Origin of the sequence: Kribbella sp. NPDC050241 (assembly GCF_044459685.1) — a bacterium.
Classification (GTDB): Bacteria; Actinomycetota; Actinomycetes; order Propionibacteriales; family Kribbellaceae; genus Kribbella.
On sequence record NZ_JBITJE010000019.1, the window covers coordinates 32,969 to 59,025 of the forward strand.

Below are 26,057 nucleotides of genomic sequence, written 5' to 3' on the forward strand. Positions count from 1 at the left end.
TCCTCACGACCCCAGCGTCTTGTTCATGTTGGCGGAGAACTGCGCGGGCGTGATCTGCTTGAGGAACACCTGCTGCAGGTTCGTCAGCAGTGCGTCGCCTTGCGCCGGTGACAACGCCTGATCCCAGGACAGCTGGAAGCTGGGGGCTTGCTGGGCGGAGTCGTAGATCGTGGTCAGGTACGGCGCGTCAGAAGCGGAGGCGAGCTTGGTCTGAACCCCTGTCGTCGGCGGGACGAGGCCGATCTTGAGGAGCGCGTCCGTGTAGGCGTCGGTCGTCAGGCCGCTGCGCAGATAGTCGAGTGCGATCTTTTTCTGCTGCTGTGAGGCCTTGGCCGACACCGACCAGTAGTTGCTCGGGTTGCCGACGACGTTCTTGGCGTTGCCCTTGCCACCGGCAACTGCTGGGAAGGGGAGGTATCCCAGCTTGCCGCCGGACAGGAACGCGGGATCGCCGGACTGGATCGTCTGGTAGGCGCTGGGCAGGTTCAGGTTCATGGCTGCCTTGCCGGTGTACAGCAGGGCGACGTCCGCTCCGGTCTTGGTGGAGATCGACGAGAAGCCGTTCACGAAGCCGCCGGCCTCGACCAGCTGCTGGATCATCGTGTTCGCCTGGACGAAGGCCGGATCGGACCACGCGTTCGGAGTATTGGCGAGGACTCGCCGCATGACATCCGGTCCACCGATGCGGTCGACCAGATACTCCTCCCACATCAGCAACGGCCATTTGTCCTGCCCGCTGACTGTGATCGGGGCGATGCCGGCCGCTTGGAACCGTGGGACAAGCTGCAGGAGCTGATCCCAGGTGGCCGGCGGCTGGGCCCCGATCCGCTGGAAGAGCTCTTTGTTGTAGTAGATGACGGCCGGCTTGACGCCGTTGTTCGGTACTGCGTAGAGCTTGTCGCCGATCTGGCCGACCTTCGTCACCGACGGGAGGAAATGTCCCGTGGTGTCCGGGCCGACGGCACCGGTCAGGTCGTCGACGGCGCCCGCGTCGACGTACGACTTCAGGACACCTCCGGCCCAGCCGAAGATCAGGGTCGGTGCCTGCCCGGCGCCGACGGCGCTGCGGACCTTCTGCTTGTAGGCGTCGTTCTCGAAGGACTGCACCTTGATCTGCTCATCCGGGTGGGCCTTGTTCCAGGCGTCGAACGACGACCTGAAGGTGGCCTCGGTCGGACCGGTCAGGATCCACGCGGTGGCGGTGTCAGTGCCACCGCTCGATCCTGGTCCGGACGAGCCACAGCCGGCGACGACGGCAAGGGCGGTGACGATGGATGCCACCGCGGACCGGCGGCGAAACGAACGATTCATGACAACCCTCTCCAACTGCGCACCGCGCTGCGGCACGGCCAACGGGAGAACTGCTGACGGCGGGCAGGCGGACATCGGTGGTGCGCCTGTGTGGCGGGGGCGCGGACGGAGGATGGGCCCGCGGAGCCGCGTGAAATGATGATCATGAAAGTTTCAGAATCTTTCGACTCGAACGCTAAGGTCCGGTTCGATCCACGTCAAGATCTCGGCCGCACCAAGGCACGCTCCGCGACGGAAATCCAGTCGCGGCTGGCGCGTGTAAAATGTCGGGGAGGGGTCCGAAAATTTCTGTTGGGAGTCACAGTGGCCAAGGCGGACCGCGTGAAGATCGCCGACATCGCCCGAGCCGCCGGCGTCTCGGCCCCGACCGTGTCGAAAGTTCTGAACGGCCGCTCGGAGGTGGCCCCGGAGACCCGCGAGCGGGTTCGCGAGGTGCTCCGGTCGCACAACTACCAGCGGCGGCCCAGCGGGAAGCAGCCTCGGGCCGGACTGGTCGACCTGGTGATCAAGGAGCTGGCGACGCCGTGGTCGGTCGAGATCATCCGGGGTGCGGAGGATGCCTGCCGGGAAGCCGGCATCGGCCTGGTGGTCTCTGCGGTGCACAGCGCTCAAGCCGATGCTCAGCGTTGGCTGGACAACCTTGCCGGGCGGCACTCGGACGGCGTCCTGCTGGCGGTCTCCGACCTGGGGAGCGCCGAGCGCGAGCGGCTGGACGCCTTGGGTGTTCCGCTGGTGCTGATCGATCCGATCGGCGATCCGGACCCGGACATCGCCTCGATCGGGTCGACCAACTGGGCCGGCGGCCTGGCCGCGACCGAGCACCTGGTCGAGCTGGGACATCGGCGGATCGCGATGATCGCCGGATTGCCGAACCTGCTGTGCACCCAGGCCCGGCTTGGTGGCTATCGCGCTGCGCTGGAACGCGCGGGGATCACCCCTGATCCCGAGCTCTTGCGCTTCGGCGACCACTTTCCGCCGAGTGGCCGGGCAGCGGCGCTCGAGTTGCTGGACCTGCCCGAGCCGCCCACCGCAATCTTCGCCGGAACGGACCTGCAAGCCTTCGGCGCCTACAAGGCCCTCCAGTCGCGCGGCGTGCGCATCCCCGACGACATCAGCGTCGTAGGGTTCGACGATCTGGCCGCCTGCGACTGGGTGACGCCGCCCCTGACAACCGTGCAGCAACGGCTGGTGGACATGGCGCGGATGGCGGTGCAGGTGATCATCGATGGTGGCAGCGACGCCGGCGAAGCCCGCCGCATCGAGCTGGCCACGTCGCTCACCGTCCGGGAGAGCACAGCGCCCCCTCGACGGTTATGACCGTGTCAGGCGCAGTACTCGGGCGGAGGACTCGGGGCGCGGTGCCAGAGAGCAGGTGAGAGACGTTGACGAGGTGAACCGCCGCGGGTCGTCGTGGCGGCATCCGTCGTTCCGCTGGATAGGTGAGGCCGATCGCCTGGCGCCATTGGTCAAGTGTCGCCATCGTGCCGAGGTGTCGTCCCAATTCATCTGTGGCGCTTGGCGTTCGGCGAGGTGGTCGGCCACGGCGTCGGCCTCGGCGGCGTAAAGGGGCGTGGGTTCGACCTCGACGTGTTCGACGTCAGTCTGCGATCTGTGCACGGTGATGCCGGCGCTGGAGCGGTCACAATCCCAGACGGTGGACACTGTTTGATCGCGAGACCGAACTCGATGCATCACCGGTCGGGCGCGCTCGCAAGAGCGATCGACTTCTTGTCCAGCCGGGTAACCCAAGGCGGTGTGGCTGCGGCCTTACGCTGAACGCGATGTCACCATCAAACGGCGAATTGGCAGAGGCGGAGAGAAGCCGCCGGCGCCGGGAAGTACGCTGCCCACAATGCCAGCCGGCCCACGTCTGTCGGGAGCCTCATGAACCTGCCGCTCATCCCCGCACCCGCCACGACAGCCACGGCCGACGAGACCTTCGTCGTCGGCGGCACGGTCGGCGTCGTCGTTCAGTCACCTGAGCTCGCCGGCCCCGCCGCGCGCTTCATTGAGGACGTTCGGCTCGACTCTGACGTCGTACTCTCCCGCGAAGCAACCGGTATCACGGTGCTGATCGACTCGACCGGTCTCGACGAGGTCGCCCCCGCCGCGGGTCTGCGGGCCGACAATGCGAACGCCGACGAACGATACCGACTCGAGATCACCGGCGAGGGCGTGCGCGTCTGGGGTCCGACGGCGGAGGCGGTGCATCGCGGGCTCACTTCGCTCCGGCAGCTCATCGCGGCCCACGCACAGGACGGTCTCGCGGCGTTGCCGACCGCCCGCGTCGTCGACGGGCCCCGGTTCGCGTGGCGAGGGTTGTCGATGGACGTCGTACGCACGTTCCACGCACCCGACGTGGTCCGCCGGGTCATCGACATGCTTTCGCTGTACAAGCTCAACGTGCTGCACCTGCACCTCACCGATGACCAGGGGTGGCGGGTCGAGGTGCCGTCACGACCGATGCTGACCGATGTCGGCGCGAAGGGCGCGATCGGCGACCGCCCGGGTGGCTACTACACCCAGGACGAGCTGGCGGAGCTGGTTGCGTACGCCGCCGAGCGGTTCGTGACGGTGGTTCCTGAGATCGATATGCCCGGGCACACCACCGCGGTGTTCAGCGCGTACCCCGAACTCGCGCCGGCCGAGCTGCGGTCGGTCGATCTCGGCAACGGAACCAGCATCCCGCTCAACACCCTCGATCCGGAGCGGCCGGAGATCTGGTCGTTCGTCGAGGACGTGCTGGATGGGGTCATTCCGCAGTTCCCGCAGAGCGCGTATGTGCACATCGGTGGGGACGAGGCGTGGGGCATGGCGGACGAGGCACACGCGGCGTTCGTGGAGCGGACCGCCGCGCTCGTTCGCGCTCGCGGGAAGCGGGTGGTCGGCTGGCAGGAGATCGCCCGGGCGTCGATCAGTTCCGACGACGTGGTGCAGTACTGGCTGGAGCCGCGCCAGCTCGACTCGATGGACGATGACGCCGTGAGCTCGACGCTGCCGCCGGATCTGTTGCCGGTCCTGGTCGAGCACATGAAGAAGGCCGAGCAGGACGTCCCGCGCGCCCTCGCCCACGGATCCCGCCTGCTCCTCTCGCCGGTGAGCCGCCTGTACTTCGACTCCCCACACGCCGCCGAATCATCGGATCCCGCCCAAGAGGAACTCCGCAAACGCGTGGGTCTGCCGTTCTACACCCCGATCTCGGTCCGCGACGGCATCGACTGGAACCCCACCGGCATCACACCCGGAGTCGACAGCGACGCCCAGATCGTCGGTGTGGAAGCAGCCATCTGGTGCGAAACCATCACTACCCCGGAGGAGCTGGAGTTCATGCTCCTGCCCCGCCTCCCCGGCGCCTCCGAAAAGGGCTGGTCCCGCACCCCCACCGACTGGCCCGACTACGCCAGCCGCCTGGCCCCGCACTCCACCACTTGGCGCCACCGCGATTGGACCTGGTTCCAGTCGTCAGAGATCGACTGGGCCTAGCCGGAGGCGCAGACCGATGACCGGTCTGCCCCCGCAGTGTGACTTCAGCAGCGGCCGGTGCCGCACATTCGGCGCGGTCGTTGTACCCGCCGTCGCCCACGACCAGGTCCAGAACGCGTCCGCCGGCCAGGTCCGCATCGACCTGTTCCGGGGCGAAGCGGTCGACGACCCCGCTGTCGAACAACACCTTGCCGTCGCCAACGACCTGGAACGTCGACGCAAACCTAAGTGCTGGACCGATCGAGCACTTGAGTTGTGCTGCGACTAGAACTCGTGGGCTGTTGTGATAATGGATTTGCGTAAGCGGGCGAGGGCGTCGATGCGAGCACCGACGAGCGATGCTTCAGTGGTGAGTTCAGCGGCCCGTATCGGAACTGGGCGGGGGAGATGGGTAGCCGCGGCGGTGATGGCGTCAAGGATGACGGGATGGCTTCCCCACGGACCGCCGATGATGACGGTTTCGGGATCGGTCAACGCGACGATGGCCGCAAGGACCCCGCTCATCGCTTGCCCCAGAGCCTGGCGCACTACAGCACCGGCCTGTTCATCGGTGGCTTCGGTCAGGAGGCGGTCGACGTCGATCGCAGTGGAGTCGGTTTGGCGTAGGCCGAGGTCACCGAAGATGTCGATGAGGCGGGTGGCGCGACCGTCGGGGCCGATGGTGATCAGGTGAGAGATCTCGCCCGCCGTGCCGGCGTACCCTTGCCGGATCTGCCCGTCGCTGACGACGGCACATCCAAGTCCCTCACCGAGGAAGACGTAGGCGAAGTCGCGTAGGTCGTGGTGGTGGTCGCGTTCGGCCTGGGCGGCCCAGTTCACGTCGTTGTCGACGACAATTGGTCCGCTCACCTGTGACGCCAGCAGGTCGGCCGGGTTGAGTTCGCCGAGCGGGAAGTGCTGGTCGGGGACCTTGATCAGCCGAGCGGTGGCGCGCTCGACCGGTCCTGCGGCGCTGACAACCGCGAGCCGAGCAGGCCGTGCAGCCTGCCGGCCCGCCCGCTTCACAGCCGCGTTCACAGCCACTGCAACGGCGTCCGGTTGCGCCGGTCTGTCGATCTTCTGCTCGGCCCGCGCAAGGTTGTCGCCGTACGCGTCCACGCATTCGGCGACGATGCCTTCGGGGGCGATGCTGACCGCCAACGCCACGCCGACGTCATCAGCGAGCGCGTAGTACGACGCGACCCGGCCGCGCCCGCGCCCGCCCACACTGCGCTCGCCGGTGTCGGCCACGACGCCCGCGTCTGTGAGCCGGCGCACGCTCTCACCCATCGTCGGCTTCGAGAGTCCGGTCTCGATGGCGAGCTCCGCCCGTGTCATGCGCCGGTGCCGCATCAAGGCCGTGAGCACATGCTCGTCGGTCAGGCTGCGCAGCAGTTCGAGTGACGGTTTGGCAGGATTCACCCGATCATTCTAGACAGGAGTCTTGGCTAGAAAGCCGCAGGCGCACTAAAGTTGCATTCAAGTAATGGGTCGTGACTAGAAGGAGCCGCCATGTCAGCAGATCCCGCCACATTGCCTGACCTGCCGCATTGGGATCGGACACCGGCCGACCTGCCGGCGGCGATCAAGGAGATCAAGGCCGCCCTGCGCGCCCGCATCGCAGCGTCCGGACGCACGGTCGAGGAGGTCTTCGCTGTCATCGAAGATGGCGTCCGTGCGGAGGTCGAGGAAATCAAGACAGCGCGGGGGAACGGCGTACCGGTCTGGCCTGTCATCGACTATGCGGACATCGCCGCGGGCACGGTCTCGGCAGAACAGCTGGCCCTGCTGCGTCGGCGGGGTTGCCTGGTCGTCCGCGGGCACTTCGAGCGGGATCAGGCGCTGGCGTGGGACCGTGATGTCGTCGAGTACGTCGACAGCAACGACTTCTTCACCAACTACCGCGGCCCCGGGGACGACTTCTTCGGCAGCGTCGGCTCCAAGCCCGAGATCTACCCGATCTATTGGTCACCAGCTCAGATGGAAGCCCGGCAGAGTGACCGGATGGCGCATGTACAGGCGTTTCTGAATCATCAGTGGGAGTACAGCTCTGACGGCGTCCAGTGGTTCGACCCGGACCAGGACTCGCTGTACCCGGACCGGATCCGGCGCCGTCCACCAGGCACGAACTCCGGCGGTCTGGGCGCGCACCTCGACCCCGGCACGCTGGATCTGTGGATGACAGAGTTCAACCAGAAGGCGTTCGCGCACCTCTTCGACGGCAGCGTCGAGCGGTACGACCCGTGGCAGGCCGCACACCGCACCTCCGGCCGGCAGTACCCCGGTACGACGATGTGCTCGGCGTTCCGCACCTTCCAGGGCTGGACCGCCTTGTCCGATATGGACCACGACCAAGGCGTCCTGCACACCGTGCCGATCGCCAAGGCGATGGCCTACCTGATGCTCCGGCCGCTACTGCCCGACGTACCGGAGGACGACTTGTGCGGCGTCACCGTCAACCAGGTCTTCCCCGTCAGCGAGAGATGGCACCCCTTGTTACTGGAGGCCCTCACTGGTATTCCCGACGTCAAAGCCGGCGACTCCGTCTGGTGGCACTGCGACATGATCCACAGCGTCGCCCCCGTCACCAACCAGCAAGGCTGGGGCAACGTCATCTACATCCCCGCCGCCCCCTGGTGCTCCCGCAACCAGAGCTACGCCACCGAAGTCCGCAACGCCTTCCTCACCGGTTCCAGCCCCAGCGACTTCCCCGCCGAACACTACGAACGCACCTGGCCCAACCGCTTCCAGGTCGACAACATCAACCCCACCGGCCGCCGTGGCCTCGGCCTGACCTGACGTGCTGGCGGACTGTGGGAGAGCGCGGGGCACCTTCCCCATCCATCACTCACGACCAAGGTCCGTTCGGTGCTGATGGCGACTCCAGGACCGTGCTGTCGTGACAGAAAAATGACAAGGAGCCGACCTTGCCGAAGAACGGCTACCTGCAGCACTACGAGGCCTCGTACAACGGGAGCCCGGTCGACCTGACGCCGCGGGAGTTCGAGTTCCTCGCGTTCCTGGCCCTGTACGTCGGCAAGGTGTGTACCCGGCGGATGATCCTCGAGCACGTGTGGGGACCGGCGTACGCCAAGCAATCCCACTACCTGAAGGTCTACGCCTACCGCATCCTAAGAAGCTCCACGACGAGCAGGGTCATTTTCTCCAAACAGACCCTTCCGTCGGCTACCGCCTGCCGGGACGAGCCCCAGCCATGACCCCAACGCGTTCATGAGCTGACGTCCGGAGTTCGCCGCGGACTGTGAACTGCTCCCACGCCGGTGTCGCGTTGGCTTCTCAGCCGGTGGGTGATGCTCCCGGCAGGTCCGGTCGAACAGGACCCCGACGGGCGGGTGGTTGAACCGGCCGGTGAGCACCTGCCCGCTGCCGGTGAGGATCTCCTCGGAGACGCCGTACAGGCGCATCGCTGCGGCCCGCCCTTCGCAGACGGCCGCCCGAACGGAGCGAACATCGTCATCCGCCGTGACTGTCTGAGTCCACACCCGGGACACCACCGTGTCAGTGCAGTGACTGTTCCGTGTCAGCGCGGTCGGCCACAGTCGTCGCCACGAGCAGTTCAGCGATCATCAAGCCGGACACCTCAGTCGCGACAGAGACGCTGCGACTGCGAAGAATCCTTGAAAGGGAGTAACTGCACGATGAACACGACGAGCGGTGCAGCCGTGCAAGGACACGTTGAGGACGGCTGGGGCAAGGTCGCGGATGCGTTCCGCGCGAACTTCGAGGGAAGCCCCGGCGAGGCGGGTGCGTCGTGTTGTGTCTACGCGGGGGGTCGCCCGGTCGTGGACCTGTGGGGCGGCTTCGCCGACAGCGAAGCCAAGCGGCCGTGGAACGAGGACACCATCGCCCAAGTCGCATCCACGACGAAGGGTGCCACCGCGATCTGTGCGCACATGCTGGCGCAGCGCGGTGAGCTGGATCTGGACGCCCCGGTGGTCAAGTACTGGCCGGAGTTCGGTGCTGGCGGCAAGGATCAGATCCCGGTGCGCTGGCTGTTGTCGCATCAGGTCGGTCTGCCGATCGTCGATGGGCCGTTGACGCTCGAGGAGGCGTACGCCTGGGACCCGGTGATCCGGGCGCTCGAGGCGCAGAAGCCGCTGTGGCGGCCAGGAACGGAGCACGTCTACCACGCGATGACGTTCGGTTATCTGGTCGGTGAGGTGGTGCGCCGGATCTCGGGCAAGTCGCTCGGTACGTTCTTCGCCGACGAGGTGGCTGGTCCGCTCGGTCTGCATGCCTGGATCGGGTTGCCCGAGGAGCAGGAGGAGAAGGTGGCGCGGATCGAGTACGCCGCTCCGTTCACCTTGGAGGAGATGACCGAGGGGATCATCGAGACCACCGGGCTGGACGCGGACACGGTCAACGCCTGGATGACCTCGGTGTGGGGCGAGGGCTCGGTCCAGGCCGGCGCCGGTGTGCTCGGCGGCGCCTTCGACCCGACCTCGGACTACTTCACCAAGCGTGCCTGGCGTGCCGCGGAGGTTCCGGCCGCGAACATGGTCGCTGACGCGCGTTCGGTGGCCCGGATGTATGCCGCCACGGTGAGCGACGTCGACGGCGTACGGCTGCTGGAGCCGGCCACGGTCGAGCGGGCGATCGAGGTGCAGACCGACAAAACCCGGATGCATGGGCTGCCACCGGGGCTGGACATCCCGGCCGACCGCTCCTTCTACATGTCGCTCGGGTTCTGGCGGTCCTGCCCGCCGCAGCCGATGCTCGGGCCGAGGTCGTTCGGCCACCCGGGCTCCGGCGGCTCGATCGGCTTTGCCGACCCCGATACCGGTGTCGGCTTCGGTTACGTGATGAATCTCTGGTCGTTCCGGATCGGCGAACCGCGGGCATCGAGCCTGGCCGACGCGGTCAAGGCCTGCCTCGGCTGAGGGAGTCGAAGACCGTAGGAGGTGCGCGGCCGCACCTCCTACGGCCCTGACCCCAGAAGGTATTCCAATGTTGGCCGAGGCAAATGCCTCGTGGCGGTCGAACGACGTACGTCCTCTGAGAGAGGCGCCGTCAACGGGCAAAGTGGTCGCTGGGTCTTGCGCGAATTGCAGACGTACCACCGTAGTGCTGCGAATTCCGCAGCCCGGTCCAAGCGGCGGTGGAAGACACGACGCGACGAAGGTGATGCTGACCGGCCGCCGGTCGGGCCGAACAGGCGGGGCTGGTTGGCGGAGGAATGCGGAATGAGGGGCCCGGTCGATCAGGTGCTTCCCAAGGTGGCCAAGGTGCTCACGTGACTGGGGTCGCGAGGTCGAGTGCGAGGGCGGCGGTCCAGCTGAAGGAGCGGGCGCCGTGCGGTTCGCCTGTGAAGGGGTCGACGTACTCGGCGAAGGTGGTCGCGTCGGCGAGGGCAACCAGGTCGGTTCGGAGCGCCGCGGCGGACTCGGTTTGACCCAGTTGGACCAGACCGCGGTGGATCAGCCAGGCCGTGTTGAACCAGCTGGGTCCTCGCCAGTAGCGGCCGGGGTCGAAGTCGTCGGCGGTCAGGGCGTAGCTGGGTACGAGCCGCACCTGACCGAGCCGGAAGCGTGGGCCGCGTGCGGTCGCGAGGAGGGCGTCGGCGACGGGCAGTCCGGGGACCATGAGTGGGATCAGGCCGGCCACGGTGTCGGACGCGACGAGATCGCCCGAGACCAGGTCGCGGGGCCGGAACATTCCCGCCGTGAACAGCCGCTCGACCAGAGCGTCGGTGAGCTCGGCGGCGTACTGACGATGAGGTGCCGGGTCGTGGCCGAGCGTCGCGGCGATGTCGGCGAGTGCATGTTCGGAGCAGATCAGCAGCGCGTTGAAGCAGGGGTCTTCGACAGCGAAGGCGTGGGGTGTCTCCCGGTCGTCGTACCCGTGGTCGCGGTACGTCGCGGCGAGCTGGACGTAGCGCCCGTAGTCGAGGTCGGTGGGGCGGTCGGCATCGGCGGCGTGGTCGGTGTCGCGCCGGGTGAACGACCCCGCGGGCGCGGGCGTGACCCGCGCGAGCGGCGAGTCCCAGGCAGGGCTGTTGTCCATCCCGGACTCCCACGGGTGGACGATCGCGACGAGTCCGCCCGGGCCGAGGGTACGGCGGTCGCGCAGGTAGTCGTGCCAGGCGACCAGGCCCGGGTAGACCCGCTGCAGAAATCCTGAATCCGCAGGGTCGGACTGGTGCGTGAGCCAGGCGGCCAGGGCGTGGATCGGCGGCTGGACGATGCCCGAGGTCTCGGTGCCGTTGGCCAGTCGCGCCCGCCAGAAGTCCGGGCCCGGGAAGTAGGCGTCGCGGGGGACACTTGGCGCGAACGCGATGTGCGGGATCCGGCCGTCGGGCCATTGGGCCCGCAGCAGCGACTCCAGCTCGGTCCGGGCGCGGCCGACGGACACGTGCCGCAGCCCGATCGCGATGAACGCCGAATCCCAGCTCCACTGGTGCGGATAGAGCGAGCGTGATGGGACCGTCGACTGCCCGGTCCAGTTCTGCTCCAGGACATGCACCGCGTCGTCTCTCATCGGACCCCCATCAGTACTGGCCGAGCGCCAGGCCTTTGGCAAAGTAACGCTGCGAGACCAGGAACAACAATGCCGTCGGCAACGAGACGAGAATCGCGGCCGCCAGGACCACGGTGTAGCTGGCGCCGCCGCCTTCGGTGGACTGCAACCCGGTGAGCACCGGCATGACCGGGCGAGTGGTGTCGCTCTGGGTCAGGATGAGGCCGAGCAGGAGGTCGTTCCACACCCAGGTCGCCTGCAGGATGAAGACGACGGCCAGCGCACTGGACGACATCGGCAGGTAGATCCTGGTGAAGATCCGCACGGTCTTCGCGCCGTCGACGACCGCTGCCTCGAAGACGGATTCAGCGATGCCGGCGAAGAAGTTGCGCATCACGAACGCCGAGAACGGCAGGCAGACGATGGAGTAGATCAGCACCATTCCGGTCAGAGAGTCGTACAGACCGAGCCGGGAGTAGCTGTCGAACAACGGGATCACCAGCATCTGCAGCGGGAACACCGACCCGCAGTAGATGACGAAGAACCAGAGGAAGCCGTGACGGAGCTTGAGAACGATCACGGCGAAGCCGACGGTCGCTCCCAGGATGACGGCGATCGCCGGCGCCACCACGCTGTAGATCGCCGTGTTCGCCAGCGCGCGAGGGATGTCGGTGCCCGTTGCCACCTGGCTGAGGTTGTCCCACAGGTCTCCGAGTGAGCCGGGTTGCCACAACGTGGAACCGGAGTAGTTCTGGACCGTCTTGCCGGCGTTGGCCAGCAGCAGGTACACCGGCACGAGCCACAGGGCGCCCAGCAGTGACAGGACTGTCACGCGGATGATGATTCCGGTGCGTGAAGGCGTCACTTGCCACCTCCGAGGCTGCTGCTGCTCAGGCTCAGTTGCCTGCGCAGATAGATGATGGAGGCGCCGACGGTCACGATGCTGAGGAAGATCGCCACCGCCGACCCCAGTCCGTAGTCGCTGTTCACGAAGGTGTCGCGGTACATGGTCAAGGCCAGCGTTTCGGACGAGCGCGCCGGTCCACCCTGGGTCATCGCCTGGACGACGTCGAAAGTCTTCAGGCCGTTGACGATCGACAGGCCCACGACCACCGTCGTGGACGGCCGGAGCAGCGGCCAAGTGATGTGGCTGAACAGCCGCAACCCGGTCGCGCCGTCGATCCTGGCCGCCTCCAGCGGCTCCTTCGGGATCGACTGCAGGCCGACGGTGAACAGCAGCGCGTTGACGCCGACGCCCTGCCAGGACGCGGCGATCACCATGACGATCGTGTTCAGCGGCGAGTCCTGGAGCCAGCGCAGCTCGGTGCCCGGCAGGTTCAGGAACTGCAGCGCCTGGGTGAGCGCGCCGCCCGACCCCAGCATGAAGCTCCAGATGACGCCGACGGCCACACCGGACAGCGCGTACGGGACCAGGAACGGCAGGCGAAGCCAGCCACTGCCCCGGAACCCGTACGCCAGAACCGCGACGAGCAGGCCGAGTCCGACCGGGAGGACGAGTGTGCCGACGACCCAGATCGCCGTGTTCCTGACCGCACCCAGGAACGCGGTGTCCGAGAACATCTCGGCGAAGTTGTGCCAGCCGACGAATTCCGGCGTACCGAGTCCGTTGTACTTCGTGAAGCTCAGGTAGAACGTGTAAAGGACCGGTAGATAGAAGACCAGCAGCACCAGGGCAAGGCTCGGGAGGAGGAAGCCCCGAGCCTGGCCCTGGTACGACGTCGCGCCCGACCGTGCCACGCCGCTATCGCCCGGCCCAGTACTCGTCGGCCGCGGCCTGGATCGCCTGCAGGTACTGCATCGGGTCGCCGCGGTTGGTCAGGAACGCACTGAACTGCTCCAGCGCAACCGTCCGGATCGGCACCGGCGTCGCCTCGAAGTACCGGTTGTAGTACTCGTACTTGCCCGCGGCAAGCGTCGTCTTCAGGGTCGTCATCTGCGGCGTCGGCGCTTCGGCGTCCGGGGTGAACGGCATGTTGCCCTGCTGCTTCACCCACGGCTGCTGACCCTGCGGCGACATCCACCACTGGGAGAACTTCAGTCCCAGGGCCTTCTGCTTCGAGCTCTCGCCGACGCAGACCGGTGCGGTCTCGATCGCGATCGGCGTGGCCGCACCGGGCTTGACCGCCGGGATGACGAACATGTCGACGTCCTTGCCCATCGTCATGCCGGCCAGGGCGGCGTCGGCGGTGAACCAGGTGCCTTCAGGCGCCATCGCGATCTTGCCCTCGCGCATCAGGTCGCGGGCGAAGTCGGTCTGGCCGGGGTCGTTGAAGTACCCCTTCTTCTGCAGGTCGAGCCAGCTGTTCATCACCGCGACCACCCGCGGGTCGGTGTACTTCGCCTTGCCGGTCGACAGGTCGTTGTACAGCTGCAGGTCGGTCCCGGCCAGCAGGGTCTGGAACCACACGAACGAGAAGTTCTTGGTCTGGTTCCAGAACGGCGTCACCCCGTGCTGCTTGAGGGTCGCCGCGACCTGCATCAGCTGGTCCCAGGTCGTCGGAACCTTGAGGTTGTACTTCGTGAACACCGACTTGTTGTAGAACATCACCCAGTCGTCGACGCTGATCGGCGTGCAGTACTGCTTGCCGTTCACCGTGTACAGCTGACGCACCGCATCGGTCACGTAGCCCTTGTCGACGGCCTCCGTCCACAGGTCCGTCGTCTCCGCGATGACCCCCTGCTCCGCGAGCTCGTCGAGCGCCGTACTGACCTCCCAGGTGAACAGCCCTGGGCTCTCCTTGGTCCGGAAGGACTGCCGGATGAAGGCCCGGTACGGATCACCGGAGTACTGCGTGCTCTTCAGGCTGATGCCGATGTCCTGCTTCGAGACCTTGGAGAAGGCGTCGAAGTTCCAGGGCTTGTTGTGGGCGAAGCCGAGCTCGCCGGTGGTGGCGCCACCGGTGTCCGACTTGCCGCCGCAGGCGGTGGCGACCAGGGCCGTGGCGACCACGGTCGCCAGCCCCGCCATGAACGTTCGCGCTCTCATCGTTGGGTCACTCCTTCGTGGGGGGACACGCGACCGATGCCTTGGGCAAGAATGGCAGGGTCGCGCTGGGCGATCACGAGTCCGGTCCAGGTCTGTGGCGCGGCACCGAGACCGGTTCCGTTCTCGGGGTTCCAGTACTCGGCCCACCCGCTGTGCAGCGCACCGCCGATGGAGCGGGTCACGAGCGTGTGCGCTGCGCCGTCCAGTTCCCACCGCTGCGCCGCCAGCCAGAACAGGTAGTTGAGCGGCGGCCAGGCGGGTCCACGCCAGTACGTCTGCGGGTCGTACGACGGATGGGTGCGGGCAACGTTCGCCGGCCCGTACGGCGCGCCGAACCGGTCGGGATTGTCGAGCTGGCGCAGCGATGCGAGAGCCTTGGCCGGGTCCTGGGTGACCAGGGCAGGCATCACGCCGTCGCTGGTCGGCACCCTGGCGGTGGCGCCGCCTCCCACAACCGGAAGATCGGACCACAGCTGCTCCTCCTCATCCCACAGGAGGTTGTCGATCGTCTCGCTCAGCAGCGCGGCCCTGTCGGCCAGTTCCTGGTCGCCGAGCAACTCCGCCAGTTCGGCCAGGTTGAAGGCTACGTAGGCGTTGAACGCGGCCGGGCAAACGACGAAGGTCGAGGACCACTGAGCGCTGCCGTCGTCGCCGAAGGTGATGTCGTGGACCCGTTCCTGGTTCCAGGCGGTGCGGGCCGGGCGGCTGTAGTTGTCCGGCGTCCGCCCAGGGGCACCGTGGTCGTCCCACCGAGGGCTGTGGTCGTTGCCGGCTTCCCAGGGATGGACCACGTAGATCAGGCCGTCATCAGTACGTCGGGTACGCCACAGCCAATCGAGTCCGTGTCTGGCGCGGTCCAGCGTCTCTTTCGACGGGTGGAAACCCTGCCGGGCAACGACGTTGGCCGCATGGCCGAACATCGGCGGCTGAGTGAGTGACGAGGTGTTCTCGAGTGGACCCAACCACGAATCGGGGCGCCGGCCGCCGTACTTCATGTGCGGGACGAGCCCGCTGGGCAGTTGCCCGGCCAGCGTGGCGTCGAGCTCACGAAGTGCGCGATCGTCACCGAGGTGGGCCCAGATGATCGCGTGGAAGCAGGAGTCCCACAGCCACAGATGCGGGTACGTCGTGGGGTTGGGGACGCAGTACCCGCGGGCGTCGTCCCAGTGGCTGTCCAGCAGCCGCCGGACCTGGAGCTCGAGATCCTGGCCTGTCATCGGGCATCGTCCTTCCGCACCGCAGAAGTCATCGCCCGGACCAGTGATCGCGCCAGGACGCTGTGTCCGCGATCGTTCGGATGGACGTGGTCGTCGGCAAGCATTGTCGTGGCGTCCCAGCCGTCGACGACCACCGCGCGCGCCGGGGGGAAGCGCGCGACGGTGGTCCGCAGGGTGGCGTTGTACTCGTCGACGATCGCGTCCGTCGCCTGGTCGTACGGTGGATGACCCGAGTAGTCCTGGACGTGGGGCTGCTCGATCGCCAGTGTCACGGCCCGCGGGTCCGCCTTGTGCAGGGCGTGCAACACGACCTCCAGTGATTCCTCGTACTGACGCCGGCCGGCCGGAGCCGCACCGTGCAGCCGCGCGTCGTTGAAACCGGTCATCAGCACGTAGACGTCGGCGGGACCGGGCGGCCGGGCGACGACGAGCCGGGCCGTCTCCGTGCTCAGGCTCCCGCTCTCGGCCTGGTTGTCCAGTCGGTGTCCGAGTTGTCGCGCGGCCAGTTGCACGAAACCCTCGCTGTGCCGCCGTGCCCCGGTCCCGAAGACCCAGGAGTGACCGTACGCAGTCAGCACCCGCGGCCCGCCTCGCCGGTCGGGAAGTGGTCGCCCGAACGAAAGGGAGGCGGCTCGAGGTAGGTGTTGACGCCCGGCACGCACTCGCCGCGCAGGTGGAACGGCGACGCCTCGTCCGGCCTGGTGATCCGTGTGCTGGTCGGGATGTAGCGGATGGTCAGAGCTCTGCGCCACCGGTCCGACCGGTTCGGCATCGAGCTGTGCACGATGTTCGGATGGTGCACTTCGACATCTCCGGCATGCATCACCAGGTCCACCGCGGAGCTCTCGTCGATGTCGGCGTCGATCCGGTGGCGGAGAACGCTGCCGGGATCGGACTGCTTCATCTGCTCCAGCTCCCAGCGGTGCGATCCCGGCAGGACGCGCAGGCACCCGTTGTCCGGATCGGAGTCGGTGAGGGCGAGCCAGAGAGTCACGACGTTCATCGGCTCGAGGGGCCAGAACGCTCCGTCCTGGTGCCACTCGACGCCCTTGCCGCGCCTCGGCGGCTTGCACAGGTAGTGCGTGGCGAACAAGGCGATGTCCGGGCCGACGAACTGTTGCGCGACGTCGAGCAGGCGGTGGTCGGAGACGAGCCGGATCCAGAACGGGTCGTCGCGGGCGAGCCGGTGTCCCAGCTGCTCCGGGGTGAGCTCGGGGTGCCGGGCGAGCAACCAGTCGACGTGCGCGTTGGCCGCCTCCACGACGCCCGGATCGATCACGTCGCGGAAGACCATGTAGCCGTCGGCGGCGTACTGCCGGGTGACCTCCCGGGTCACGGTCCGCATCGCGATCTCCTTCCGCCGCCGGTTCCCGTGGTTGACGCTATATGCTCGACAGTGATGCTTCTTCCTGGCGAAGGACCAAAAATTGCTCTCCGGTGACACTGACGTGACGCTGCTGCACCTGGAGGACTACGTCGCGGCCGGCGAGACGTACTACGTCGGCCGCCGTACGGAGGCCGTCCGGTTCGTCGGCCGGCTGCACACGCACGACGACTTCGCGGAGCTGACCTGGATCGAGTACGGCGTGCTCCAGCACGTGGTGGGTGGCACGCGCCAACTGCTCGAGGCGGGCGACGTGGTGTTCATCCGGCCCGACGACGTCCATCTGTTCCGGCCCGTGCCCGGCCGCTCGTTCGCGCAGGTGGCGGTGTCGTTCCCGAGCGAGACGCTCAGAGCACTCGAGGCCAGGTACTTCGACCCGGCGGACTGGGCGTGGTCGGCGGGCGGCCTGCCGACGACACATCGGCTCGACAGTGTCCGGCTGCAGCGGCTCACCGAGCTGTCGTCCGTCCTGGTGTCCGGCCCCGCCGGCCGGCTACAGCTGGAACGGTTCCTGCTCGAGTTGCTGTGCGACCTGATCGGCCGCCCGGCTGGGGACGGCGTGCCGCTGTGGCTGACCGAGGCGCTCAGCCGTTTCGTCGACGACCCGGTCGCCCTGAACGAGGGCGTCACCGGACTTGCGGGGCTCGCCGGCCGCAGCCGGGAGCACGTCAATCGCGTCATCCAGGCAGCCACGGGGCAGACGGCGACGGCAATGATCAACCAGGTCCGGCTGAACCGGGCGGCAGCACAGCTACGGATGACGGATCGCCCGATCGCGGCCGTGGCCGTCGACTGTGGCTTCCCCTCGCTCAGCCACTTCTACCGACTGTTCAACGAGCGCTTCAAGGCGACGCCGCGTCACTACCGAATGGTCTCGACCGTTTCAGGACTGCGCCCACCCGGCAACGGCCGCCAAGCAGAAACCTCAGACACCCGCTAATACCCGCCGACCGGGATCGCCGGTGGGGTCTGCCGACTCAGCCGTGCGCTCAATGACACGGTCCGATCGGTGGGGCGGGTCAAGACATTGGCGGGCCAGGTTCATCCGCCAGGTGGCGTCTTGGGTGGGTGTTGGAGACACGTCGTGGCGTGCAGTCAGCAGGCGATGATTCGCGTTGCGGTTGCCGAGTAGTGGGCACAGGTCGTAGAGGAAGTAGCCCCAGCCGCAGTCGTCGAAGTCGAAGACGCTGGCCCGCCATTGAGAGCCGGCCCGTTGCATGAAGCAGCTCCCGAGGTCGTAGTCGGCCTGGATGGTGCCGAAGGAGTCGCCAACGGAGTCGAGGGTGGTGAAGACGGCCCGGTTGCGGTCTGCTATCTCGGTGTACAGGTCGAGATCCTGCCGATCCAAGAGTTCTTCGATGCCGAACTCGGGTTGGTAGGGCGATGCCGATGGCACAACATCCCGTCGGCATCCCACCGGGGCAGAGAGAAGCCGCCCGGGCACCAGGACCTCGCCGTCTACCCAGGTCATCAGGTCGAAACTGAGTGCCGCATCCCCGGCGATTACCTCGACTACGAGGTCGCCGTGTCGATGGAAGGCCGGCGGCGGTTGCTGGAGGCAAATGTTGCGGCAGCACGGTTCCTTCGGTTGGAGTTGCTGCGAGCAGCTAGAAGTTGGCCTGTGGAGGGCGGACGACTGGGGGGCCGTGGCAGAACGGGCCCTCGCCTGGGTCCTGGAGCACGCGACGGCGAGCGACCCGGTCGCGTGATGGCGGCGGGCACTAGCTCGGTAGCAGAACCCGGACTTGGTCTCTGATCTCTTGCACGATGTCGTCGACGGGCTTGGCGATGTTGATTGTCGCGGCCATGCTGACGAACATGATCGCGGAGACGATGTGCGCGAGTGTCGCGGCGTCGCCGGAGTTGAAGCGCTCGTCTCGCTGCAGCACGTCGGCGATCGCCTTCTCGGTTTGCACGGTCAGGACGAGCGCGTCGCGGTGGTGGGGCTCCTGAGGGTCGCCGAAGACGATCTCCCGCAGGTAGGTCCGCCCGTTGTCGACCTGTTTGCGGTTGCACTCCACGACCGGGCGGACGATCGCCATCACCGCGTCGAGCAGGTCGGGGATGCTTTCGGCCGCCGACCTGCCTTGCGTGAGCGCTTCGGCGTAGGTGGAGTTCTGCACGAGCAGGAGGAGTTCGCCCTTGGTCTTGGCGTAGAGGAACAGTGTGCCCGCACCGATGTCGGCCTTGTCGGCGATCTCCTGGGTGGTGACCTCGTCGACACCGCGCTCGGCGAAGAGCTCTTGGGCGGCGGCGGTGATGCGGTCGAGCTTCTGCTGCTTGTTCCGCTCGCGCCGTCCGACTGGTTGGGAGTCGAGTGGCATGACTGCCGTCCTTCTCTGCTATGGCTCCTGCTGTGGGGGCTCTAATGTGCCGGCGCTCATTCTTCCACGGCGACGAGAGGAGCCCTCGTGTCGCGGAGTTCCGGATAGAGCGCCTCGACCGGGCCGCTCAGAGCCGCCTTGACCTGGGCGGTCAGCTGATCGGCGATGACCTCGTACTCACCGGCCTCGACGGCGTCGTAGACCTTGGTCACGAGCTCCGTCGGCTGCATCTTGGGCCCGTCGGCGTGTGCTGCCATGCGGGTCTCGACGTACCCCATGTGCACTCCCATCACATGGACGCCGTGGGGCGCGAGCTCAAGCCGCAGAGAGTTGGTGGCCGACCAGAGCGCGGCCTTGGCGGCGCTGTAGATGCCACCGAACCCATACCAGCTCGCAACCGAGTGCACGTCCACGAGAACCGCCTGCGGCATGGCGGCGAGGATCGGCGCGAACGCACGGGCGAGGAGGACAGGCCCGAAGAAGTTGGTCTCCAGGTTTGCCCGGATGTCCGCCTCGGTCACCTCGAGCAGGCTTGCGCTCGGCGGGTTGGCGCCCGCGTTGTTGATGAGAGCCGTCACGTCTGGCGCTGCGGTCACGGCCGCGGCGATGGACGCGGCGTCGGTGACGTCGAGGGTGAGGGTGACGATGCGCTCGTCGTCCCACGGGCGAGGAGTGCGGGCCGTGGCGTAGACCTTCGCCGCGCCGCGCGCGAGAGCTTGGTGAACGAAGTGGGTTCCGATGCCGCCGTTTGCCCCGGTGACCAGGACAACTGCTCCGTTGAGGGAAGGCATGTTGGGTCCTTTCTGTTGTGGGATCGCCGCGTGCGGGCGAGCGATGCCGCTATTGCTGGTAGCGCGGCAGGATGTCGCCGTTCTTGACGTAGGTGAGGGCGGCGGTGACGTCGTACGCGTGGATGGCGGAGGCAAGCGGCGTCAGCTGGTGGGACAGTTCCGCGATCACGTTGCTGGTGAAGAAGGCGTCCCGTGCCGCGGTGTCGGTGAACCCGAGGATGAGGGAGGCGTGGAAGTGCTGGTCGTCGGGGTTGTCGTGTGCGACGTTCGGGGTGTCCCACAGCTTTTCGATCCAGGGCAGGAACGTCTGCGTGCGCAGTTCCCTGAGCGATGTGGTGCCGGCGAGTGCGGGAACGAGCTGCCTCTTGATGAACCTCCGGAACTCACCGGCGCCGGCCCCGTCTCTGCGGCGGAGGTAGATCAGGGCGCGGGGACCGACCGTCTCTCCCGGGCCGGCGACGTCGTACCAGCGAGACGAGTTCGGTGGGCCGGTGTAGAGCAGAGTGCGGCGGAACACGTTGATCTCGTCCTGGTAGGCCAGCTGCGTTTGCTTGCGCCCTTGCAGGGGCGAGAGCGCCGAATGCAGGGTGACTTCCGCGACGCCGTCGATCTTCCGGTCGACGGGGATCGAGGTCTCTACCCCGTCGGTCACCGGCCAGCGGCCCGGATTGTGCTCGGCGAGGTGAATCTGCCGGTACTCCTCCAAGCCCGGAGTGGCGGAGATGATCTTTGAGTGCGGGCCCTTCCAGTGGTCCATTCCGGTCTGGCGGGGCTGGTCGGTGCGCACCCACAGCAGGATCGAGGAGGTGAAGTGCTTCTTGACGTCCAGTGCCGTGGCGGACAGTGACGTGCTCATGGTGTTGCCCTTCTGATGCGGTTGAAGTATTCGGGTGGTCATCGGGCGAGGAACTCGACCGCGATGGGGGCGAACTTCTGGTGGAACTGGAAGATGCCGCCGTGACCGGAGTCGGGGTAGATGATCAGCTCACTGTTCTTGATGCGTCGGTGCAGGTTCTCGGAGAGGATCGAGGGCACCATGCGGTCGTTGTCGCCGTTGGCGATCAGGGTGGGCTGGGTGATCGTCGACAGGTCGTCGGGGGCGGAGCGCCCCCACCTCTGGATCGCCTTCAGTTGGGTCTGGAACGCCTTGACTTTGATCGGTGCGTCGCGGTCGACGGTGCGCTCCTTGAGCCGGTTGACAAACGCGCGCGCGGCGGGCTTGCCGGTGGCGTTGCGGTTGAAGAACAGGAACTCTTTGGGGTCGGACCTGGTCAGGGCCGCGCGCAGCATGTCCCAGTACGTGGTGCCGACAACCTTGTCGATGTCCTTGCCGCCCTTCGGCCCGGTGCCGGTGAGGACGAGCTTGCCGACGAGCTCGGGGTGCTTCACCATCAGCGCCTGGGCGACGAAACCGCCGAGAGAGAAGGAGAAGACATCGATCTTGTCGAACCCGAGCGCCGTGACGAAGGTGTAGGCGTCGTCGGCCATCGCCTCGACACTGTCCGGAACTTGGCCCGTGGACGCACCCACACCGCGGTTGTCGAACGTGATGACGTGACGGCCCTTCGCGATGGGGTCGACGATGCGGGGGTCCCAGTTGTCCAGGGTCGCGGCGAGGTGGACGAAGAAGACGACGGGGATCCCGCCCTTCGGTCCCAGCTCGCGGTAAGCGTAGGTGACGCCGCCGGCCTCGACGGTGCGGGCCGGCGCGTCCTTGTAGGTAGTGATGACGTCGTCCTGTGCGTGCCTGTTCGTGCTCATGGTGTTCTCTTTCCTGGTTGAAGCATGCTGAGATGGGTTTGTTCAGGTCCTGCTGATGACGGCCTTGCCGCGGATGCCTCCCGTTTCCAGTGCCTGCACTGCCTGCACGGTCTGGTCGAAGTCGAAGACCCGTCCGACGACGGGACGCAGCGCGCCGCTGTCGACGAGGCCAGTGATCTCGCGAAGCTGGCCGCCATTGGCGCGCATGAAGAGGAACTCGTACCTCACGCCGAGGCGCCGGGCCTGGCGGCGGATGCGGCTGCTGAGGGCGGTCATCACCAGCCGGAGCACCGGGTTCGCGCCGAGCTCGCGGGCGAACGCCGGGTCGGGCGGCCCGGCGATCCCGATCGCCTTGCCGCCGGGGCGCAGTACGCGCAGCGACTTCTCGAGGTTCTTCCCGCCGAGGCTGTCCAGCACCAGGTCGTACCCGTCGAGGAGCTGTTCGAAGTCCTGGCTGCGGTAGTCGATGACGAGATCCGCACCGAGCTCGCGCACGAAGTCGACGTTGCCAGTGCTGACCGTGGTGGCGACCGTGGCCCCGAGGTGCTTGGCGAGCTGGACCGCAATCGTTCCGACTCCGCCGGCGCCACCGTGGATGAGGACCCGTTGCCCCGGCTGCAGGTTGCCCCGCTCGACGAGTGCCTGCCATGCGGTCAAGGCCACCAGCGGTAGCGAGGCCGCTTCCTCGAGGCTGATCGATGCCGGCTTGAGCGCCAGGTCGGCCTCGGCGACCGCGATGCGCTCCGCGAATGTTCCGATGCGGTCCTTGTCGGGCCGGGCATACACCTCGTCGCCGAGCCTGAATCCCTGCACCTTCGCGCCGACGCCGATCACCGTTCCGGCGACGTCGTTGCCGAGGATCTGCGGCAACTTGTACCGGAGGACCTGCTTGAACTCGCCCGCCCGGATCTTCTCGTCGAGCATGTTGAGCCCGGCAGCCTGAACCTGTACGAGCACGTCGTGCTCTCCGACCACAGGCTCGGTGACATCCGCTTGCTGTAACGGCCCCTTGTACTGCTTGACGACGAACGCCCGCATGAAGACTTCCCTCCTCGTTCCGATGACTTGTCCTGGATCAGTCAATCTGAGTTGCCTCAATAATGAGCTTACTCAGTTAACTTGTCAAGGAAGCCGTCATGAGAGGCGGACTCCGCTTGGACCGCTGCGCGGGTACGCCCCGGCCTCGGGTCGGCGACCGCGATCCGGACAGTCGCTACAGCGCTGAGCCGACGGTCAGAGGAAGCGCTGCGGAACGAGCCGCGCGGTGTTCCGGTGGAGGAGGGGCTATCGGGCAGGGCTGGCTGCCGCGATCCGGGCGTCTCTCCCGCGGCGTGTCGCGATCATTGGCCATGATCAATTGCGGCGGCAGATCGAGTTCCGCTCGGAACCAGACCAGATGGTGCAGACATCTTCAGGCGGAGTTCCTGCGACGGTCCGAGTGGCCGCAGCAAGCGCTGGACCTTGGATTGAGCCCCTCGTTCCGGTCGGACGTCGTTCGGCCACAGCGGCACGACAGTGATCGAACTCGTCTATCGACACAGCTGCGACCACCGACCCAAGACCGGCGCAGCATCACGAATGACTTTGTTCGGGACGGCGTCCAGTGACTCGAGATCGCCAACGAACGTCTCCCAGAACCAGACCTGAGACGACGTCAAAGGAGTATTTCCCTTGTCAGATGGGTGGTCCCTGGTTCCAACAATACGAACCGCGCGCCGATCATCACCCGGTGCCGTGATTGACCTTGGATGATGGTTGCTCATGGGCGGCCCCTTACGGCGTGCTCTTCGGATGCCAATCCGACGATGATCCAGGGACCGAAGGTTCGGACTGCTGCACGATCCGGTGACTACGCCGTGAGGCGATCCGCTTCGGCCAGCAGCAGCTGAGTGTTATGGGGTTTCAGACGGCCGGAGTCGGCGCGGCGCGGGCGCGTTCCGGACGTAGAAGATGTGGTTCCGCATGGACCCGACCGGCGGAGCCGAACCGCCCTGTTCGCAAGAGAGATCGAGTGAGCGAGCGAACCCGAAGACGAGGGCCAAGATCATCCCGGGCACGTGCGGGCGATGTGCGGCGCAGGTGACCGATCTCTTTCTGCACGCTCAGTGGCACAAAGAGTTGGACGCTCAGATGGACGCCAAGTTCGATGCGCCGCAAGACCGATGAAGCCGACACGCCCCCGCGTTCCCCTTGATTTGCAGCCGACAAACAGGGCTGGCGCTCGCCGAAGTCACGCCCGAATGCTGCCTAGGCAGGTGGATGGCGGGAGGGGGATTGGGGGCGGGCCTTGACCAGGCCGTCCCTGATTCTGGTGAGCAGCGCGAGGGCAGCGTCGAGGTGCGTGTCGTCACCGCCGGCAGCTTCGCCAACGGCGGTCGCCCACTCGTGCCTCACCGTGACATGGTTGACACGGCCGCGTTCGGTGCGGCTGACGGTGACTCCGCGGCCGTCGGACGGGTTGGCCCGCCGCTGGATCAGGCCCTTGTGCTCCAGGCCGCGCAGCGTTGTTGAGAGGTTGGTGCGCTGGAGCCCCGTCGCGGCAGCGATCTGGCTGGGGGCGGCGGGTTCACCCTCGAGCAGGTAACGCATCACCATCCCCTCGGACTGGGTCAGCCCCACAGCCCGCGTGTCGGTGTAGCCGCGGTACTGGATCTCGCGGCTGATGATCAGCGCCAGGTCGGCCAGCTCGGCCCAGCCCTCCTCGGCGGCTGATCGGCGCGCCTGCCGGGGGCTGCGCCGCGGCGATGGGTTCTTCGTCACATCTCCAGCATAGATGGTTGTCGGCAGATAGTTATAGACGCATGATGATTCTGTCCTAATAGTTATTTACTCATAGTCAGTTGGAGAGGGTATGGCCGTCACTCTTCCCGCGCGGCAGGCGCGCACGACCTCACCGCGTGCGGTTGCGCTGTCCGGTGGGCTGCACCCGGTCGGGGTGTTCTTCCTGCTTGCCGGCGCGTTCCTGCCGATCATGGATTTCTTCATCACCAACGTCGCGCTGCCGAGCATCGACGCCTCCCTGCATGCCTCGGCGTCCGAGCTGGAGCTGGTGATCGCGGGGTACGGCGTCGCGTACGCCGCTCTCCTGGTCCTGGCCGGCCGGCTGGGCGACCGCTTCGGCCGCCGCCGCCTGTTCCTCGGCGCCCTCATCGGTTTCGTCGTGGCCTCGGCAGCCTGCGGCTTCGCGCCGACCGTCAGTGTGCTGATCGCCGCCCGCATCGTGCAGGGCGCGACCGCCGCGCTGCTGGTCCCGCAGGTGCTCGCGACCTTCCATCACACGCTCGAGCATGAACGAAAAGCCCGGGCCCTCGCCCTGTACGGCGCCACCTCCGGTATCGCGGCCGTGGTCGGTCAGTTGGTCGGCGGACTGCTGGTCAGCGCGAACATCGCCGGGGCCTCCTGGCGGCCGATCTTCCTGGTCAACGTGCCGATCGGCCTGGTCGTGCTCCTGGTAGCAGCCCGGATCGTGCCCAACACCCGTTCGGATCACCCGGTGGGTATCGACGTGCCCGGCACGATCCTGTTCGCCGCCACACTCACCGCCCTCCTGATCCCCCTCACCGAGGGCCACTCGCTCGGCTGGCCGTGGTGGACCTGGGCAATGATCGCTCTCGCCGTCGTCCTCGGTGTCATCACTGCCGTGGTCGAGCGGCGCGCGGAGCGGAGCGGTCAGATCCCGCTGCTGCCGCCGTCGCTGCTCAAGCTGCCGTCGATGTCACGCGGCCTATTGATGCTGTTCGCGTTCAGCATCGGCTTCGGCTCGTTCATGTTCGTCTTCGCCCTGACCATCCAGGACGGGCTGCACCAGGACGCACTCCATGGTGGCCTGGCGATCCTGCCGATGGCGATCATGTTCTTCCTCGGCTCGGTGTTCGCGCCGCGGCTGATCGGCCGCTTCGGCCGGGCCGCGCTGTCGGCCGGTGCAGTCATCCAGGTCGCCGGCCTCGTCTCACTCATCGCCGTCGTCGTCGACCGCTGGCCGAACGTCCGCCTCTGGGATATGGCGATCCCGCTGGCACTGTCCGGTGGCGGTGGGTCGATGCTGTTCGCCGGCCTGTTCCGCAGCGTGCTCGCCGACGTACCGACTCACCTCGGCGGCGTGGGCAGCGGCGTACTGATCACCTTGCAGCAAAGCGGCCTGGCCCTCGGCGTGGCCACCCTCGGCACCCTCTACCTCGTGCACGCCGACCACAACACCCCGCACGCCTTCGCCACCGTCGAATCCGTGCAGGCGGTCATCATCGCCCTGCTCGCCATCGGTGCCGCCGCCCTGCCGCGCTTCACCAAGGCAGCCGCCGACGCACCTGTGATCGAAGCCTGAGA

Annotated in this window: 23 protein-coding genes and 1 pseudogene; 7 read left to right on the forward strand and 17 right to left on the reverse strand. The window is 67.0% G+C overall.

Annotated features, from left to right (window positions below):
• Nucleotides 1–3 precede the first annotated feature (3 nt).
• Nucleotides 4–1,311 carry an extracellular solute-binding protein gene (locus tag ACIBG5_RS42015; protein WP_396397697.1) on the reverse strand — a complete coding sequence of 436 codons (1,308 nt, stop codon included), beginning with the start codon at nucleotides 1,309–1,311 and terminating at the stop codon, nucleotides 4–6.
• Between the two features lie 135 nt (nucleotides 1,312–1,446).
• On the opposite strand from ACIBG5_RS42015, the gene ACIBG5_RS42020 reads away from it, so the two are divergent.
• Nucleotides 1,447–2,628, forward strand: a complete 1,182-nt coding sequence (locus ACIBG5_RS42020) for a LacI family DNA-binding transcriptional regulator (protein WP_396397698.1) — start codon at nucleotides 1,447–1,449, stop codon at nucleotides 2,626–2,628.
• Between the two features lie 567 nt (nucleotides 2,629–3,195).
• Nucleotides 3,196–4,794 carry a beta-N-acetylhexosaminidase gene (locus ACIBG5_RS42025; protein ID WP_396397699.1) on the forward strand — a complete coding sequence of 533 codons (1,599 nt, stop codon included), beginning with the start codon at nucleotides 3,196–3,198 and terminating at the stop codon, nucleotides 4,792–4,794.
• Between the two features lie 118 nt (nucleotides 4,795–4,912).
• Here the strand turns inward: ACIBG5_RS42025 and ACIBG5_RS42030 are convergent.
• Together ACIBG5_RS42030 and ACIBG5_RS42035 are read right to left on the reverse strand one after the other, a co-directional pair.
• Nucleotides 4,913–4,981: pseudogene (locus ACIBG5_RS42030) on the reverse strand (hypothetical protein); the annotation flags it as partial.
• 77 nt (nucleotides 4,982–5,058) lie between these two features.
• Complete coding sequence (locus tag ACIBG5_RS42035) at nucleotides 5,059–6,195, reverse strand: ROK family transcriptional regulator (RefSeq protein ID WP_396397700.1); 1,137 nt, start codon at nucleotides 6,193–6,195, stop codon at nucleotides 5,059–5,061.
• Nucleotides 6,196–6,285: 90 nt separating this feature from the next.
• On the opposite strand from ACIBG5_RS42035, the gene ACIBG5_RS42040 reads away from it, so the two are divergent.
• The 3 genes from ACIBG5_RS42040 to ACIBG5_RS42050 all read left to right on the forward strand — a co-directional run bounded on the left by ACIBG5_RS42040 (nucleotide 6,286) and on the right by ACIBG5_RS42050 (nucleotide 9,674).
• The gene (locus ACIBG5_RS42040; RefSeq protein WP_396397701.1) at nucleotides 6,286–7,572 is read left to right on the forward strand and encodes a DUF1479 domain-containing protein; all 1,287 of its coding nucleotides are present in this window, start codon (nucleotides 6,286–6,288) and stop codon (nucleotides 7,570–7,572) included.
• Between the two features lie 128 nt (nucleotides 7,573–7,700).
• Nucleotides 7,701–7,991, forward strand: a complete 291-nt coding sequence (locus ACIBG5_RS42045) for a winged helix-turn-helix domain-containing protein (protein WP_396397702.1) — start codon at nucleotides 7,701–7,703, stop codon at nucleotides 7,989–7,991.
• A 441-nt stretch (nucleotides 7,992–8,432) separates the two neighbouring features.
• Complete coding sequence (locus ACIBG5_RS42050; RefSeq protein ID WP_396397703.1) at nucleotides 8,433–9,674, forward strand: serine hydrolase domain-containing protein; 1,242 nt, start codon at nucleotides 8,433–8,435, stop codon at nucleotides 9,672–9,674.
• A gap of 349 nt (nucleotides 9,675–10,023) precedes the next feature.
• Here the strand turns inward: ACIBG5_RS42050 and ACIBG5_RS42055 are convergent, their stop codons facing one another.
• The 7 genes from ACIBG5_RS42055 to ACIBG5_RS42085 are packed head-to-tail and all read right to left on the reverse strand — an operon-like array spanning nucleotide 10,024 to nucleotide 16,819.
• Nucleotides 10,024–11,271, reverse strand: a complete 1,248-nt coding sequence (locus ACIBG5_RS42055; protein WP_396397704.1) for an MGH1-like glycoside hydrolase domain-containing protein — start codon at nucleotides 11,269–11,271, stop codon at nucleotides 10,024–10,026.
• A gap of 10 nt (nucleotides 11,272–11,281) precedes the next feature.
• A complete protein-coding gene (locus tag ACIBG5_RS42060; RefSeq protein WP_396397705.1) occupies nucleotides 11,282–12,115 on the reverse strand; it encodes a carbohydrate ABC transporter permease in 834 nt (277 codons plus the stop codon).
• On the reverse strand, nucleotides 12,112–13,008 hold the full coding sequence (locus ACIBG5_RS42065; RefSeq protein ID WP_396397706.1) for a carbohydrate ABC transporter permease: 897 nt from the start codon (nucleotides 13,006–13,008) through the stop codon (nucleotides 12,112–12,114). Before ACIBG5_RS42065 ends, ACIBG5_RS42060 begins: the two co-directional genes overlap by 4 nt.
• Before the next feature lie 4 nt (nucleotides 13,009–13,012).
• A complete protein-coding gene (locus ACIBG5_RS42070) occupies nucleotides 13,013–14,257 on the reverse strand; it encodes an ABC transporter substrate-binding protein (RefSeq protein WP_396397707.1) in 1,245 nt (414 codons plus the stop codon).
• Nucleotides 14,254–15,474, reverse strand: coding sequence for an MGH1-like glycoside hydrolase domain-containing protein (locus tag ACIBG5_RS42075; RefSeq protein WP_396397708.1), 1,221 nt, complete (start codon nucleotides 15,472–15,474; stop codon nucleotides 14,254–14,256). The genes ACIBG5_RS42070 and ACIBG5_RS42075 overlap by 4 nt, the downstream gene beginning before the upstream one ends.
• On the reverse strand, nucleotides 15,471–16,052 hold the full coding sequence (locus tag ACIBG5_RS42080; protein ID WP_396397709.1) for an SGNH/GDSL hydrolase family protein: 582 nt from the start codon (nucleotides 16,050–16,052) through the stop codon (nucleotides 15,471–15,473). Before ACIBG5_RS42080 ends, ACIBG5_RS42075 begins: the two co-directional genes overlap by 4 nt.
• Entirely contained in the window at nucleotides 16,046–16,819 is a 774-nt protein-coding gene (locus ACIBG5_RS42085) for a phytanoyl-CoA dioxygenase family protein (protein WP_396397710.1), read from the reverse strand. The genes ACIBG5_RS42080 and ACIBG5_RS42085 overlap by 7 nt, the downstream gene beginning before the upstream one ends.
• Before the next feature lie 103 nt (nucleotides 16,820–16,922).
• Between ACIBG5_RS42085 and ACIBG5_RS42090 the strand changes: the two genes are divergently transcribed.
• Entirely contained in the window at nucleotides 16,923–17,798 is an 876-nt protein-coding gene (locus ACIBG5_RS42090) for an AraC family transcriptional regulator (RefSeq protein WP_396397711.1), read from the forward strand.
• Here the strand turns inward: ACIBG5_RS42090 and ACIBG5_RS42095 are convergent.
• The 7 genes from ACIBG5_RS42095 to ACIBG5_RS42125 form a co-directional block, all read right to left on the reverse strand.
• A complete protein-coding gene (locus ACIBG5_RS42095; RefSeq protein ID WP_396397712.1) occupies nucleotides 17,784–18,329 on the reverse strand; it encodes a hypothetical protein in 546 nt (181 codons plus the stop codon). The two genes, ACIBG5_RS42090 and ACIBG5_RS42095, sit on opposite strands and share 15 nt — an antisense overlap.
• A 250-nt stretch (nucleotides 18,330–18,579) precedes the next feature.
• Nucleotides 18,580–19,182 carry a TetR/AcrR family transcriptional regulator gene (locus ACIBG5_RS42100; RefSeq protein WP_396397713.1) on the reverse strand — a complete coding sequence of 201 codons (603 nt, stop codon included), beginning with the start codon at nucleotides 19,180–19,182 and terminating at the stop codon, nucleotides 18,580–18,582.
• A 56-nt stretch (nucleotides 19,183–19,238) separates the two neighbouring features.
• Nucleotides 19,239–19,973, reverse strand: a complete 735-nt coding sequence (locus ACIBG5_RS42105) for an SDR family oxidoreductase (protein WP_396397714.1) — start codon at nucleotides 19,971–19,973, stop codon at nucleotides 19,239–19,241.
• A gap of 49 nt (nucleotides 19,974–20,022) precedes the next feature.
• Complete coding sequence (locus ACIBG5_RS42110) at nucleotides 20,023–20,829, reverse strand: hypothetical protein (protein ID WP_396397715.1); 807 nt, start codon at nucleotides 20,827–20,829, stop codon at nucleotides 20,023–20,025.
• A gap of 38 nt (nucleotides 20,830–20,867) precedes the next feature.
• On the reverse strand, nucleotides 20,868–21,734 hold the full coding sequence (locus ACIBG5_RS42115) for an alpha/beta fold hydrolase (protein ID WP_396397716.1): 867 nt from the start codon (nucleotides 21,732–21,734) through the stop codon (nucleotides 20,868–20,870).
• A gap of 42 nt (nucleotides 21,735–21,776) precedes the next feature.
• A complete protein-coding gene (locus ACIBG5_RS42120; RefSeq protein ID WP_396397717.1) occupies nucleotides 21,777–22,772 on the reverse strand; it encodes an NADP-dependent oxidoreductase in 996 nt (331 codons plus the stop codon).
• A gap of 1,209 nt (nucleotides 22,773–23,981) precedes the next feature.
• Nucleotides 23,982–24,494: a MarR family winged helix-turn-helix transcriptional regulator gene (locus ACIBG5_RS42125; RefSeq protein WP_396397718.1), complete on the reverse strand. Its 513-nt coding sequence runs from the start codon at nucleotides 24,492–24,494 to the stop codon at nucleotides 23,982–23,984.
• Nucleotides 24,495–24,585: 91 nt separating this feature from the next.
• On the opposite strand from ACIBG5_RS42125, the gene ACIBG5_RS42130 reads away from it, so the two are divergent.
• The gene (locus ACIBG5_RS42130; RefSeq protein WP_396397719.1) at nucleotides 24,586–26,055 is read left to right on the forward strand and encodes an MFS transporter; all 1,470 of its coding nucleotides are present in this window, start codon (nucleotides 24,586–24,588) and stop codon (nucleotides 26,053–26,055) included.
• Nucleotides 26,056–26,057 lie beyond the last annotated feature (2 nt).